The organism is Acinetobacter sp. YH12072 (assembly GCF_013419565.1).
Lineage (GTDB): Bacteria > Pseudomonadota > Gammaproteobacteria > Pseudomonadales > Moraxellaceae > Acinetobacter.
In genome coordinates this window covers 1-14,040 of record NZ_VOZV01000024.1, presented here as the reverse complement: position 1 = coordinate 14,040, position 14,040 = coordinate 1, and the positions used below count along the sequence as shown (strand labels likewise).

At 42.3% G+C, this 14,040-nt stretch carries 10 protein-coding genes and 2 pseudogenes; 7 read left to right on the top strand and 5 right to left on the bottom strand.

Translation table 11 applies throughout. The features are described from left to right. Positions 1 to 231: 231 nt before the first annotated feature. From FTU19_RS10975 to acnA, 5 genes are all read left to right on the top strand, one after another. Positions 232 to 1,005, top strand: coding sequence for a ParA family protein (locus FTU19_RS10975; RefSeq protein ID WP_166134659.1), 774 nt, complete (start codon positions 232 to 234; stop codon positions 1,003 to 1,005). Between the two features lie 12 nt (positions 1,006 to 1,017). Next, on the top strand, positions 1,018 to 1,929 hold the full coding sequence (locus tag FTU19_RS10970) for a ParB/RepB/Spo0J family partition protein (protein ID WP_180052752.1): 912 nt from the start codon (positions 1,018 to 1,020) through the stop codon (positions 1,927 to 1,929). Between the two features lie 218 nt (positions 1,930 to 2,147). Next, on the top strand, positions 2,148 to 3,065 hold the full coding sequence (locus FTU19_RS10965) for a DnaJ C-terminal domain-containing protein (RefSeq protein ID WP_180031418.1): 918 nt from the start codon (positions 2,148 to 2,150) through the stop codon (positions 3,063 to 3,065). 11 nt (positions 3,066 to 3,076) lie between these two features. Then, complete coding sequence (locus tag FTU19_RS10960) at positions 3,077 to 3,385, top strand: chaperone modulator CbpM (RefSeq protein WP_166134667.1); 309 nt, start codon at positions 3,077 to 3,079, stop codon at positions 3,383 to 3,385. Between the two features lie 249 nt (positions 3,386 to 3,634). Next, positions 3,635 to 6,391 carry an aconitate hydratase AcnA gene (acnA, locus tag FTU19_RS10955; RefSeq protein WP_180131175.1) on the top strand — a complete coding sequence of 919 codons (2,757 nt, stop codon included), beginning with the start codon at positions 3,635 to 3,637 and terminating at the stop codon, positions 6,389 to 6,391. A gap of 388 nt (positions 6,392 to 6,779) precedes the next feature. Here acnA and FTU19_RS10950 read toward each other — a convergent pair whose 3' ends face one another. Next, positions 6,780 to 8,291: an aldehyde dehydrogenase family protein gene (locus FTU19_RS10950; protein ID WP_166134673.1), complete on the bottom strand. Its 1,512-nt coding sequence runs from the start codon at positions 8,289 to 8,291 to the stop codon at positions 6,780 to 6,782. A gap of 201 nt (positions 8,292 to 8,492) precedes the next feature. Between FTU19_RS10950 and FTU19_RS10945 the strand changes: the two genes are divergently transcribed. After that, positions 8,493 to 9,674, top strand: coding sequence for a transcriptional regulator (locus tag FTU19_RS10945; protein ID WP_159123513.1), 1,182 nt, complete (start codon positions 8,493 to 8,495; stop codon positions 9,672 to 9,674). A gap of 235 nt (positions 9,675 to 9,909) precedes the next feature. Next, on the top strand, positions 9,910 to 10,959 hold the full coding sequence (locus FTU19_RS10940; protein ID WP_180058066.1) for an RNA-guided endonuclease TnpB family protein: 1,050 nt from the start codon (positions 9,910 to 9,912) through the stop codon (positions 10,957 to 10,959). Between the two features lie 144 nt (positions 10,960 to 11,103). Here FTU19_RS10940 and FTU19_RS10935 read toward each other — a convergent pair whose 3' ends face one another. From FTU19_RS10935 to FTU19_RS10925, 4 genes and pseudogenes are all read right to left on the bottom strand, one after another. Next, positions 11,104 to 12,276: an iron-containing alcohol dehydrogenase gene (locus FTU19_RS10935; RefSeq protein WP_159123511.1), complete on the bottom strand. Its 1,173-nt coding sequence runs from the start codon at positions 12,274 to 12,276 to the stop codon at positions 11,104 to 11,106. Between the two features lie 255 nt (positions 12,277 to 12,531). Continuing rightward, the gene (locus FTU19_RS16430; RefSeq protein WP_306670368.1) at positions 12,532 to 12,804 is read right to left on the bottom strand and encodes a hypothetical protein; all 273 of its coding nucleotides are present in this window, start codon (positions 12,802 to 12,804) and stop codon (positions 12,532 to 12,534) included. Next, a pseudogene (locus FTU19_RS16425) lies at positions 12,801 to 13,145 on the bottom strand (PepSY domain-containing protein); the annotation flags it as partial. The pseudogene FTU19_RS16425 and the gene FTU19_RS16430, both read right to left, overlap by 4 nt. 39 nt (positions 13,146 to 13,184) lie before the next feature. Beyond that, a pseudogene (locus FTU19_RS10925) lies at positions 13,185 to 13,912 on the bottom strand (IS3 family transposase); the annotation flags it as partial. Positions 13,913 to 14,040 lie beyond the last annotated feature (128 nt).

Genomic DNA, 14,040 nt, shown 5'->3' with positions numbered 1-14,040 from the left:
CACTTTTAAAACCACAAGCATTTGTTTTATATAGCAAAAATATGCTCCTAATTATTAATTAGCTAAATAACTAATTATTCTAATTATTAATTAAGCTAGCTTAGTTAAAGATTTATTTTTTAAGCTGTTTTACATCTGAACAAACAGGATTTATAAATTTAAAAACTATAGTAAGATGAACGAAAGTTATTTATATTACTAGACATTCAAATACGGAAGCATCTGACACGCATGTCTGCAAAAATTATTACTGTTGCTAACCATAAAGGCGGATGTGGCAAAACAACGACTGTTGTACACCTAGCCTCAGAACTTGCCAACTTGGGCAATAAAGTTCTAGTGATTGATTTAGATCCTCAGGCAAACGCAAGTTTACATATTGGGATTCAGCATCCAAGTGAAATTTCTGTCACCACAGCAGAATTATTGGTCGGTGATATTTCATTATTAGCTGATGCATTACAAGAAGAAACGAACTTCGAAAAAGTATCATTAATTTACGGATCATTAAATTTAGGAAAAACAGAAGACCAGCTGAAAGAAGAAGCACCACGTCCTTCTGAAGAACTTAATATCAAGCTAGAACTCTTAAAAGACCTTTATGACTTCATACTGATTGACTGCCCACCAAGCTTGAAACTTTTAACCAGTAATGCACTGGCATCTTCAACCCATGTCATTATCCCGATCGAATCTGGATCACAATATGGCTTGTACGGGGTTACAGATCTTTTAAATCATCTGGAAAAGATCAAGCGTATTAATCCAGACTTGGCGCTCTTAGGCGCCTTGCTGATTAAGCATGATGAGCGCCAAAATGTATGTAAACTGATTCGGGATGAGGCATTAAAACAGGTTGGTAAAATTTTAGAAACTACGATCCCTCAAAGTACTAAGGTCAATCAGGCAGCAATTTTGCAGCAACCCTTACTCAAAGTAGAAAAAAATTCAAAAGTACGTAAGGCCTTTGAAAGCCTAGCCACTGAAATTGTAGCTAAAGTATAAATTGAGGTCGTTATGGCAAGCACCAAAGAGCTTTTAGCTCAGAAATTGAAACTGAATACTGAGAAACACCAACAGGCACAAAAAGATAATATTAAAGAGCTAAAGGAGTTTAGGCGTAATGTTCCAATTGAGGACATTAGCCGAAGTCCAAACCAGCCGCGCAAAATATTCAAGGAATCGGAATTAAAAGAACTGGCTGATTCTATTGAAGAAGTCGGTCTTTTGCAGCCGATTACTGTCCGTAAACTGGATAACTTGAAATATGAGCTCATTGCAGGCGAGCGACGCTTGCGTGCACATCAGTTACTGGGTAAATCGGTGATTGAAGCGATCATTGTGGATGCCAATAATGAAGAAGCTTCATTATTAACTTTGGCGGAAAATCTAAAACGCCAAGATCTGACAGATTATGAAGTTTTTGTTGGCCTGAGCGCATTGGATGAAAAATTAAAGAAAAACAAGCAGCGTTTGGCCAATTCTCTGGGATTGAACCGCGAAGATATGTACAAATATCTGGCCTATGAAAAGTTGCCACAAGTTATTTTAAATGATCTTGAGCTCAATCCTGGCTTACTGGGTCGTACTGCGGCAACAGCATTTAAAAAATTTTTGTCGGATCATATACAGGAACTATCTGCGGCGGAAGCTGCCTTGCTTCAAGGCTGGGAGAAAGTAAAAGACAAAAAGCTTGAGCAGACCAAAGTGACAGCTTATGCAGAAAAATTATTAAGTCAGGACCCGGAAAAACTGACGACCACCTCAGTCGTAAGAAAAATCGAATACGATGGTAAGATTGCAGGAAATATCAAACTTAACCAGAAGCAGCTTAAGGTCTCGCTCAATATTTCCCATATTGATGAAACAAGTCTGTCCCAGCTAGAAAGCCTGTTAAAAGAGCTGATCCAGAAAAGTGAAAAAGTGTAGCAAGTTGCTACACTTTTTAGTTGAGCCAGGAAAAGGAGGTGAATGCGTAATTCTGAATTAGTAGTTTTCTTCACAAAAACCAAGGTTATGCTATGATTTTTAAATAATTATTATTTTCGTAAAAGAAATAATTTATAACAACAAAAATCTTTAAAAGGTTTTTTTATCTATAAAAAAAATGAATAATGAATAAAACATAAACCACCAATAGGGCAGAGATGACCAAGAATTATTATGAAATATTAGGTGTATCTCGAGATGCAACTGTTGAGCAAATTAAAAAAGCTTATCGTAAACTTGCCAGAAAATATCATCCTGATATTAGTAAAGAAGCTGATGCAGAAGAGCGTATGCAAGAGTTAAACATTGCCTACGATGTGTTAAGTAATGATGAAAAAAAAGCAGAATATGATTTTGAATTAGACCATCCACAGAATAGCCAGGGTAGGGATGCTCATCAATATTATTCAAATATGGGCGGACAGGATTTTTCAGGGTTTGAAGACTTGTTTGGTCGCTTTGGTGGTGGTTTTGGTGGTTTCAATGAACAGCGTTATCAGGGGCGAGCATCCTATAGAGGTGATGATCAACACGCGACTCTAGAAGTAGATTTGGATGTTGCATTCCATGGCGCAACGCAAAATGTCACTTTACAGATTCCAACTATCAATGCGTACGGGCAAGCAGAAGTACAGCGTAAAGTCTTAAAAATTAAAATTCCAAAAGGCATGAAAGCAGGGCAAAAAATTCGTTTAACCGGCCAGGGACAACCGGGTATTCATGGGGGTGAGAATGGCGATCTGTATATTGAAATTCAATATAAAGCTACAGATTCAACTTATGTTGAAAACTCGGATGTCTATCATCATCTGAAGATTAGTCCATGGGAAGCAGCACTTGGACAATCGATTACGGCAAGCTTACCCAATGGTAAACAACTCAATATTCAAATTCCAAAAAATGCCAAAACAGGTCAACAATTACGTTTAAAAAATCAGGGGATTCCTGCTAAAGATGCAGGGCATTTATTTCTCATCCTCGATATTGTGCAACCAACTGCGCAAACCGAACAAGAACAACAAGCTTATGAAGCATTTGCAGCAGCATTTCCAAACTTTAAGCCGAGATCATCATAAGGAGTAAAATTATGACGACAGTTAAATATTATGAGGTGGTCTTAGAAGATATCCAACAGGTAGAAGTTATAGATGAGCAACAATATTATGATTTAAATAGTTTTGCTCAACTTTGTGGTCAAAGTCCTGAATGGATTCTGCAACTGATTGAATACGATATTTTGCCGAATCGTGTAAATGCATCAGATTTATATTTTTTAGTGGATGATGTGGCACGTGCACAAAAAGCGTATCGTTTACAGCGTGATTTTGATGCAAGTTTTACTGCTGTAGCTATGATGTTGGATTTAATCGAAGAATTAGAGAAACTTCGACGTTGATGACACTGAACAAAGTAATACGCTGGTCAATTTAGCTTATGTCCTTAGGGGATGGGCAGAAACGTTGTTGATGCCAGATTTGAACTGTCGGCAATTCTCTGGAAAAATGCCCTGGCAGCCCTGCATTTAACTGGCTAGCGCAATCCTATAATAAATAATAACAAACCCACCGCTCAGTTAGCATACAGTAAGTAAAGAAGTAGTTGACTGTGATCATAAAAATAACAGCTCAAGCCGGAGGGAAGCTAGATGGCCAAGTATAGTGATATCAATAGTTTTAATACCTTAGAAACATTAACCGTCGGTTCAGAACACTATCAGATTTTCAACCTGTCCAAATTGCAAGTGCAATTAGGTGACCTGTCCCGGCTTCCCAAGTCCTTAAAAGTCTTGCTGGAAAATTTACTACGTTTCGAAGATCAACTCACGGTGAAAACCGAGCATATTTATGCCTTGGCAGGCTGGTTAAATAAACGAACTTCAGAACAGGAAATCCAGTATCGTCCGGCACGGGTACTGATGCAGGATTTTACCGGTGTTCCCGCAGTGGTTGATCTTGCTGCGATGCGTACAGCGGTGGCCAAAGCCGGCGGTGATCCGGAAAAAATTAATCCGCTGTCACCCGTGGATTTGATTATTGATCACTCGGTGATGGTCGATTACTTTGCCAGCCCGCAAGCTTTTGAGCAGAATGTCGCCATTGAGATGCAACGCAACGGTGAGCGCTACCAGTTTCTGCGCTGGGGGCAGGCGGCGCTCAATCAGTTTCGCGTGGTGCCGCCAGGAACCGGGATTTGCCATCAGGTCAATCTGGAATATCTGGCACAAGTGGTATGGAGCAATGAGATTGATGGGCAGCGCTTTGCCTATCCTGATACCTTGGTCGGTACTGATTCACATACCACCATGATCAATGGCTTAGGCGTGTTAGGTTGGGGCGTAGGCGGTATTGAGGCGGAAGCGGCCATGTTGGGTCAACCGATCTCCATGCTGATTCCAGAAGTAATCGGCTTTAAGCTTACCGGTAAACTCAAAGAAGGGATTACAGCAACTGATCTGGTGCTGACCATTACCCAGATGCTGCGCCAAAAAGGCGTAGTTGGAAAATTTGTCGAATTTTATGGCGATGGCCTAGCAGATTTACCCCTGGCGGATCGTGCCACGATTGCGAATATGGCACCCGAATATGGCGCTACCTGTGGCTTTTTCCCTGTTGATGAGGTGACGCTTTCCTATTTACGTTTAACCGGACGTCAGCCGGAAAGAATTGCCTTGGTAGAGGCCTATAGCAAGTTGCAAGGATTATGGCGCAATCCGGGAGATGAGCCCGTCTTTACCGACATGCTGGCTTTAGATATGTCGACGGTAGAAGCCAGTCTGGCAGGTCCGAAGCGCCCGCAGGATCGTGTACTCTTGTCACAAGTGCCACAAACCTTTCATGCCTTCATGGATCTGACCTTAAAACCGGTCAAGGAAGAAAAAGATCGTCTGGAAAATGAAGGAGGGGGAGGTACGGCGGTTGAAGCTAAACAGGCCAACCTGCCCCATGAAAATGTTTTTTGTATGATTGAGGGTAAAAAATATCCGTTGCAGCATGGTGATGTGGTGATTTCAGCCATTACCTCTTGTACTAATACCTCGAATCCCAGTGTCATGTTGGCAGCAGGGCTATTGGCCAAAAAAGCAATCGAAAAAGGTTTGCGGCGAAAACCCTGGGTGAAAAGTTCACTGGCTCCAGGTTCCAAAGTGGTCAGTGATTATCTTGACGCTGCAGGGTTGATGCCTTATTTGAATCAACTGGGTTATAACCTGGTGGGTTATGGTTGTACCACCTGTATTGGTAATTCGGGGCCTTTACCTGAAGTGATTGAAGAAGCTGTGCAATGTTTTGATTTGAATGTAGCCTCAGTACTCTCCGGCAACCGTAATTTTGAAGGACGGGTGCATCCTCTGGTGAAAACCAATTGGCTCGCCTCACCACCTTTGGTGGTTGCCTATGGTCTGGTCGGGAATATTCGAACTGATCTCACGACTGAGCCGATAGGTGAGGGTTTTGATGGCCAGGCGGTTTATTTAAAAGATATCTGGCCGACACAGGGAGAAATCGATGCCGCACTGCAGAATGTGAATACCGAGATGTTCCATAAAGAATATGCAGAAGTTTTTGAAGGAGATGCCAAGTGGAAAGCAATCCAGATTCCCCAAAGTCAAACTTATGCTTGGGATGAACAATCCACCTATATCCGGCATCCTCCCTTTTTTGCAGAAATTGATCAGCCGGTGCAACCAATTCAGCCGATCAGCCAGGCAAGGATTTTGGCGGTACTAGGTGATTCCGTCACGACGGACCATATTTCCCCGGCGGGCAATATCAAACAAGATAGTCCGGCCGGAAGATATTTGCAGCAACAGGGGGTTGATGTAAAAGACTTTAACTCTTATGGCTCCCGTCGTGGTAATCATGAAGTGATGATGCGAGGTACCTTTGCTAATATCCGTATCAAAAACGAAATGCTGGGTGGCGAGGAGGGTGGCAATACCCTGCATATTCCAAGTGCAGAAAAACTCTCGATTTATGATGTGGCAATGCGCTATCAGGCAGAACAAACCCCACTTCTGATTATTGCCGGGAAAGAATATGGCACCGGTTCCTCACGTGACTGGGCGGCCAAAGGTACCAACCTGTTAGGGATAAAAGCAGTGATTGCTGAAAGTTTTGAGCGGATTCACCGTTCCAATCTGATCGGTATGGGAGTGTTACCATTACAGTTTGTGGAGGGTCAGAACCGGCAGATCTTGAACCTCAGCGGGCATGAAACCCTATCAATTCTAGGCTTGTCGGATGATATTCATCCGCATCAAATGTTGGATGTAGAAGTGCAACATACCGATGGTACATATAGCCATTTTCAGGTGTTGTGTCGTATTGATACCTTGAATGAGGTGCAATACTTTAAGGCTGGTGGGATCTTGCACTATGTCTTGCGCAATTTGCTCGCTTCCTGAATTGAATGATGAAAAGACCCGACACCTGCTGGGTTTTTTGTGTCTGTAAGAAGGCTACGGAGAAAATCAGTAAAATAGCGACAAATACATGAATAATTGCGCCGCTAATTCTCTCATAAATAACTGAGGTTAAAAGTGGAAGTTTTTACTTGCCATTCCATTAAACCTGCCCGTATTGCTTTGTCAGCATTATTCCAGGCTTGACCTTAATGTGTTTAAAAAATAGCCTAAGCAAAATAAAAGCTTAATAATTTAATTTTCTAATAATGGTATGGTCTTAGCAATCGCAACTTGACATCCTCTCCCCCTTAAAAGATGTTGCTGATATTTTGTGAAAGCTAGCTAGCATACATTCAAAGCGAACCGAAGTTCGCTTTTATTTCACTTCTTAAAAGAACCCGGCTGGTTTGGTCGAATAGCTGACTAGCAAGTTTTTAGTCTGCTGATAATGATCCAGCATCATTCTATGATTCTCACGCCCAATCCCTGATTTTTTATAACCACCGAAAGCCGCATGGGCAGGGTAGATGTGATAACAGTTAGTCCAGACCCGACCTGCTTGAATAGCACGGCCTGCACGGTAAGAGGTATGCGCTGAGCGTGACCAGACACCGGCACCAAGTCCATAAATCGTATCATTGGCGATCTTGATCGCATCATCGAAGTCTTTGAAGGTGGTCACAGCCAGTACAGGCCCGAAGATTTCTTCCTGGAAGGTCTTCATGTCATTGGTGCCTTTAAAGATGGTCGGTTCAATATAGAAACCTTGACCGACTTCCTGACGTGCTTCACCACCAGTCAGGATCTGTGCACCTTCTTCACGGCCAGTGGCAATACAGCCCAGAATCTTGTCCTGCTGTTCCTGAGAAGCTTGCGCGCCAATCATAGTATCAGTATCCAGTGGATGACCGGTTTTAATGCGTTGTACCCGTTCTACTGCACGCGCTAAAAACTCATCGGCAATACTTTCCTGTACCAAGGCCCGGGAAGGGCAGGTACAGATTTCACCCTGGTTCAGGGCAAACATGGCAAAGCCTTCCAGAGCTTTGTCCAGATAATCGTCTTCCTGATCCATAATGTCGGCAAAGAACAAGTTTGGTGATTTACCGCCAAGTTCCAGAGTCACCGGAATAATATTTTCAGTCGCATATTGCATGATCATCTGACCCACGGCGGTTGAACCGGTAAAGGCAATCTTGGCAATGCGTGGATTGGTCGCCAGTGGACGGCCGACTTCGACCCCATAGCCATTGACGATATTCAATACGCCCGGCGGCAAAATGTCCTGAATCAGTTCAGCTAGCACCAGAATACTGACCGGAGTCTGTTCTGCAGGTTTCAGCACAATACAGTTGCCTGCAGCCAAGGCTGGCGCGAGTTTCCAGGCGGCCATCAGAATCGGGAAGTTCCAGGGAATGATTTGTCCGACTACACCAAGCGGTTCATGAAAATGGTAGGCGATAGTATCTTCATCAATTTCGGAAATGCCACCTTCCTGAGCCCGGATACAGCCGGCAAAATAACGGAAATGGTCAATGGCCAGTGGAATATCGGCAGCCAGCGTTTCACGGATCGGTTTTCCATTGTCCCAGGTTTCTGCTACAGCCAACATTTCCAGATTTTGTTCCAGACGGTCGGCAATTTTCAACAGAATATTGGAGCGGGTGGTCGGCGATGCTCTGTTCCATTGTTCTTTGGCTTTGTGCGCTGCATCCAGGGCCAATTCAATGTCTTCTACAGAAGAACGCGGAACCTTGGTAAAGACTTTGCCATCTACCGGAGAGATGTTGTCAAAGTATTCACCTTTGACCGGAGTGACCCATTCGCCACCAATGAAATTATCGTATTGTGCTTTAAAATGAACTTTTGAATCAGGTTGATTAGGATCGACGTAACGCATATGTATTTCCTTTGCTTATTTTCGTGTGACCAAACTGCTTCTACAGCTTTGGTATAAGGTACTTATGTACGCTATTTGATTAACATAACTGGTATAAGGTTGGAGAAAGGTTGGAGTGAAGCAGGTTTACACTCTTTTCGATCCATCTAAAAAATAACGATTACAGCGGATGTAAATCATGAATTGTTGTGAGAATAAGAAATGATGACAAAACAAGATTTGATGCAGAAAAGGCGCGATGCTGATCAGTTTCGGCAAAGCAGCAGTTTGTCTCCCTTGCATGCAGAGCAACTGGAACAAAGTATTGCCAGCTCTTGGCAACGTTCATCTTCGGCCGAAATCCCTAAGAGTCGTTTAGCAGCACCGCTGACAGATGTAAAAAAGACTGCCTCTTCTTCAACTTTAGCCCACGCACTTCGCCATTGTGCACAGGATTTAAAACATATTGCTGAACAGTCATCTATGGTGCTGGCGGTTGGAGATATCGGCAGTACCATCATTTGGGCAGCCTCTAGCCCACAAATGCAAAGTGCTGCAGAAAGTGTACACTTTATTGAAGGAGGGCAATGGCGTGAAGAGCTAGTCGGAACTAATGCACTGGCATTGTCCTTAAAAACTCAACAATCTAGCTGTGTCTTTTCCAGTGAACATTACATGTCCTCGATTCATGATTGGGTTTGTTACGCCGCTCCGATTATTGATCCCTATTCAAAACAGGTTTTAGGTGTCATTGACCTTTCTACCACTTGGCAAAAGCATAATAGTTTGGCACTGTTGGCTGCTGAGCGCTGTGCCACAATCATTCAGTCTGCCTTGCAGGAATGTCAAAAACAGCGCTTATTTATCCGGGCTTTTACAGTGCCACAAGTACTGTTTAATGGTAAAGTTTTAGTACTTACTCCTCGCCAGATTGAAATTCTGACTATTCTAGCCTTATGCCCGCAGGGTCTGAGTCTGGACACCTTGCATCAGGCATTATATGGTGAACGTAAAGTCAGTATCGGTACTCTAAAAGCAGAAATGTCGCAGCTGCGCGATATATTGGGTGGCATGCTTGGCTCTAGACCTTATCGATTACTGGCGCATGTAGAGGCTGACTTTTTACTGACAGAGCAATCTCTGGATGCTGGATATATTGATTCCGCCTTGAAGTTGTGTACCGGTGTATTTCTGGCCAAAACAGAAAGTCCATTTTTATGTGCTTGGCGCGATTGTCTGGAATCACGTTTAAGTGATGCTATTTTCAAAGCAAATGAAACCGATGTGTTGCTGAAACATGTGGCACATTTCCCTGAAGCGATTGATGCGGTAGAACGCCTGATTGAGCTGATGCCCAAAACCCATCCTGTCCATCAAACCCTGTTAAAATATAAAAATCTTTAAAAGCCGGAGCATCGATCGGTAGAAGGCTAAAACAGCAAAATCCTGGAATATGGAGCATCATCTTTGCTTACTGCGGGTTAGCTTATCAATTTAGCCTGAATCCGATTTTAAAATTTTATCAAATGGAGTGTAAAGTGCTGTCCTTCAGGGCAGAGAGATAAGCGACACGACATGAAATGTCGTTGGATTTTTTTAAAATCAACACCTTTAATTTAACATGAGCTAATATAAGCCCATGAAAACACTTAAATTACGTATAAGAGACAAACATTGCAAGATGCTAGACCAATTAGCATCTGAGGTAAACTTTGTCTGGAATTATGTCAATGATTTAGGGTTTAAACATTTAAAAAGAAAAGGTGAATTTCTATCAGCTTACGATGTAGCGAAATACACAAAAGGCGCATCTAAAGAATGCAACCTACATAGTCAAACCATTCAGGCTGTGACAGAAGAATTAGTAACAAGACGCAAGCAATTCAAAAAAGCAAAGCTAAAATGGCGTGTAAGTAACAAGAAATCAGCAAGGCGCTCTCTTGGTTGGATACCCTTTAAAAAGGTAGCCATCAAATCTGCTGATGGATCTGTTCAATACGGTAAGCACCAATTCAAGCTATGGGACAGCTACGGATTAAGCCAATACCGCATTAAAACAGGCTCATTTGTTGAGGATAGTCGTGGTCGCTGGTATGTCTGCCTGGTGGTGGATTCACCTAAGCAAGCCAAACCAACCGTAACGAAAGCGATTGGTATTGATCTTGGCTTAAAAGATATTGCGACCTGTTCTGATGGTACAGTCATTTCCAATCGCAAGTACGAGCAGAAATTAGGAATTGCTCAACGAGCGAGAAATAAAAAGCGTGTTCGTGCATTACACGCCAAAATTGCAAACTGTCGTAAAGACCATTTGCACAAGGCCAGTACCCAACTTGTGAGGGAAAATGCACTGATTGTTGTAGGTGACCTGAGTGCTAAAAAGCTTGTAAAAACTAAAATGGCAAAATCGGTTTTAGATACAGGGTTTTCAAAACTTAAAACAATGCTCAAGTATAAATGCGAGAACGCAGGGGTAATGTTTGAGGAAGTCAATGAAGCCTATACCACCCAGATCTGCTCGTGCTGCAAGCAAATATCAAGCAGTAGTCCGCAAGGTAGGGTTGATCTTGGAATAAGAGAATGGACATGCCAGAGTTGCGGTACAGTCTGGCAGCGGGATTTAAATTCCGCATTGAACATTCTTGCGCTTGGGCATAAGCGTCTAGCAGTAGGAATCTCCTTCTTTTAAGGGGGAGAGGATGTCAAGAAGGGGGAAGGATCAGCCAAGAGCAGAAAAATGGGTTCTTTCTCTTGGCATACTTCCTTAGAAAGCGAAACAGGGGCTGCTAAAAATGTAAGTCAGATGATTGGAGAGATGACTTATAGGAAGGCATTACATTGCCGCTTTAAAAATATCCACCACTTGAGCATGATTGGCCTTACGTGGATTGGTCAGCATGCAGGCATCTTTTTGTGCATTTTCCGCCATGATGGCCAAGTCAGCTTCTTTTACATTCAATTCCGTCAGCCCAGATGGAATACCAATTGAAGCCGAAAGCTGACGAATGGCGCCAATCGCTTCATAAGCTGCTTCAGTTACGGTTAAGCCTTCTGTATTCACCCCCATCAATTGCGCAATTTTGGCATAACGTTCAGGACAAGCAATCAGGTTAAATTCACAAACATGGGGGAGCAGAATTGCATTACAAACACCATGCGGCAAGTTGTAGAAGCCTCCGAGCTGATGTGCCATCGCATGCACATATCCTAAAGAGGCGTTGTTAAAGGCCATTCCGGCAAGATATTGGGCATAGCTCATGGCATCCCGTGCTTCCAGATTATCCCCATTCGCCACTGCCGGGCTAAGCCATTCGCTGATCATGGTAATCGCCTTTTCTGCACAGGCATCAGTGATTGGATTTGCTGCTGTAGACACATAGGCTTCTACTGCATGCGTCAAGGCATCCATACCTGTTGCCGCAGTCAGCCCTGCAGGTTTGGCCAACATAAGTTTAGGGTCATCAATCGCAATGAGTGGTGTACAACGCCAATCTACAATCGCCATTTTCACATGGGTATCGGTATTGGTAATAATACAGAAACGTGTCATCTCCGAAGCTGTCCCTGCCGTAGTATTGATTGCAATCAGTGGTGTCATCGGGACGGTACTTTTATCAATCCCTTCATAATCACGGATATGTCCGCCACCTGCAGTGACTAGGCCAATGCCTTTGGCACAGTCATGTGATGAACCCCCACCTAACGATACAATAAAATCACAGGCATTTTCATTATAAGCTGTAACTCCATGATGCACGTTAATATCAGTTGGATTGGGTTCCGCGCCTGGGAAAATATAACTGTCAACACCCGCCTCTTTCAAATAATTTGCAATCTCATCTGCAACACCAAATTTAAACAGCCCCGCATCAGTTACAATCAGCGCTTTCTTGGCACCTAAATTTTGTGCTTTTATCCCGATTTCTTTAGCACAGCCGGGACCAAAAAGTGAAACACAGGGAATATAAAAACCGTTAGTTTGATCTGAAATATTTTTAAAAGCCATGGCGTGATTCCTTCTACCATTCATTGATTATTTTATCGGTGACCCTCACCGTAATATGAGTATTGGATGAAGTTAAAAAGAATCCTACCTACCAAATACCTACCAATTTAAATTTTTGATTCTAGCCAAAATAATGAATCTGAAATATTTAAAAGTAGGTTGGCAAGGTTTAGCAGATACTGGGTAGATTGGTTCAATAGAAGGCATGTAAGTAGCGCACTAGGCTGTTTGCTACTTTCTGATTTTAAATAAATACTAAAATGCTTTATTAATTTTTAAGATAAAAATAAACAGTACAGGGCTTAGAAATACCCATAGAGCCACAAAGCTGATACTGTAGCTAAACCGGGTCCGTAATAGAACCATTGCGACGAATAAGAAAATACCTGCTGTGAATTTAGTGTACGTAGGAAAATTCGCTAAAAAAGCGTACCGAGATTTTCGGGTTTTTAGGATCTGCTTTGCACTTACCGCATAAAAACCAAAACAGCTCAGCCAAAGCAGACCGATCACTGCAATCCATATCATGTTGATGATTCCTGTTGCGTAATTTTTAGTTTGGCGTGAATTTTATTGACCGCCTTTTGCTGAATAGGGGTAATTTTCTGGTGTAACAATAGGGCGAGAAGTGCCAAGTTCCACAGCATCAGATCGATTCGCAGAAATGGCCAGTAAGTCGTAAAAGAATCAATATAATCATGGAAAATGAGATAATAAATATTGATCAGCGGCAGCATAAAAGCAGTACCAATCAGGATTTTAAGCTGAATTTTCCATAAATATTGCTGCGGTGTTAAACATGCCAGAATGAAACTGCCGAGCCAAATACTGAAAAAACTATAAATCTCATAATTTGGTGCACCTACAGGTGAACCGTACCGGGTTTGTCGGAGACTTTTTTATTTAAGTTAAGCCACCTGACCTAACAGGTTAATCTTATCATCGAACATTGTTTCAAACTCAAAAGGTGGCACATAACCTAGCGCACTAGGTACACGTTCTTTATTAAACCAATCCACCCAATTTAATGTCATAAGTTGTACATCTACTAAACCTTGCCAATCTGCATTTAAATATTCAATCACCTCTGTTTTGTATCAGCCATTCACCGTTTTAGCCAGTGCATCAAGCACCATATCTGTATTCTTACGTGTCGATACTTTCTAGCCAACAATTGCACATGAAAACACATCAATAATAAATGCGGTTTAGACCCAACCTGAATGAGTTTGAATATACGTGAAGTCCCCCACCTGAGAAGCATTGCTTCGCAAGGGTTTTGATGATCAGCACTAAAATTACGTTTCACTAAATCATCTGCTCTTTTTTGATCATCTCGGCTACGGGTGGTTTGTTTATTCTTACCACGCCAAACACCTTGTATACCTAGCTTCTGCATCAATCGAGCAACTGTACAGCGTGCAATAATATAACCTTCACGTTTCAGTTTTTGCCAGACTTTACGAACGCCATACCGCCTCGAACTTTCTTTCCAAATTCGTTTAATTTGTTCAGCATGATGCACATCATGTAGATCTCGTTTCGCTCAATGTTCTGGATTTTCACAGAGATCTAAAGTCCGGTAATAGGTTGAAGGTGCGATAGGTAAAATTCTACAAATCGCCTCGACTCCGTACAGAGATGGATCCGTAAATTTGAACAACTCCTATAAGTGATATTCTGCTCCTCAAATGATGTTATAAACATCAATATATGGAGTATTTTATGGCACGTAGACCAAGAAGAAATCATTCAAATGATTTT

Coding starts and splice junctions, on each gene's coding strand:
- FTU19_RS10975 (WP_166134659.1), top strand. CDS start 232: ATGTCTGCAAAAATTATTACTGTTGCTAACCATAAAGGCGGATGTGGC.
- FTU19_RS10965 (WP_180031418.1), top strand. CDS start 2,148: ATGACCAAGAATTATTATGAAATATTAGGTGTATCTCGAGATGCAACT.
- FTU19_RS10960 (WP_166134667.1), top strand. CDS start 3,077: ATGACGACAGTTAAATATTATGAGGTGGTCTTAGAAGATATCCAACAG.
- acnA (WP_180131175.1), top strand. CDS start 3,635: ATGGCCAAGTATAGTGATATCAATAGTTTTAATACCTTAGAAACATTA.
- FTU19_RS16430 (WP_306670368.1), bottom strand. CDS start 12,804: ATGATATGGATTGCAGTGATCGGTCTGCTTTGGCTGAGCTGTTTTGGT.
- FTU19_RS10945 (WP_159123513.1), top strand. CDS start 8,493: ATGATGACAAAACAAGATTTGATGCAGAAAAGGCGCGATGCTGATCAG.
- FTU19_RS10970 (WP_180052752.1), top strand. CDS start 1,018: ATGGCAAGCACCAAAGAGCTTTTAGCTCAGAAATTGAAACTGAATACT.
- FTU19_RS10935 (WP_159123511.1), bottom strand. CDS start 12,276: ATGGCTTTTAAAAATATTTCAGATCAAACTAACGGTTTTTATATTCCC.
- FTU19_RS10950 (WP_166134673.1), bottom strand. CDS start 8,291: ATGCGTTACGTCGATCCTAATCAACCTGATTCAAAAGTTCATTTTAAA.
- FTU19_RS10940 (WP_180058066.1), top strand. CDS start 9,910: ATGAAAACACTTAAATTACGTATAAGAGACAAACATTGCAAGATGCTA.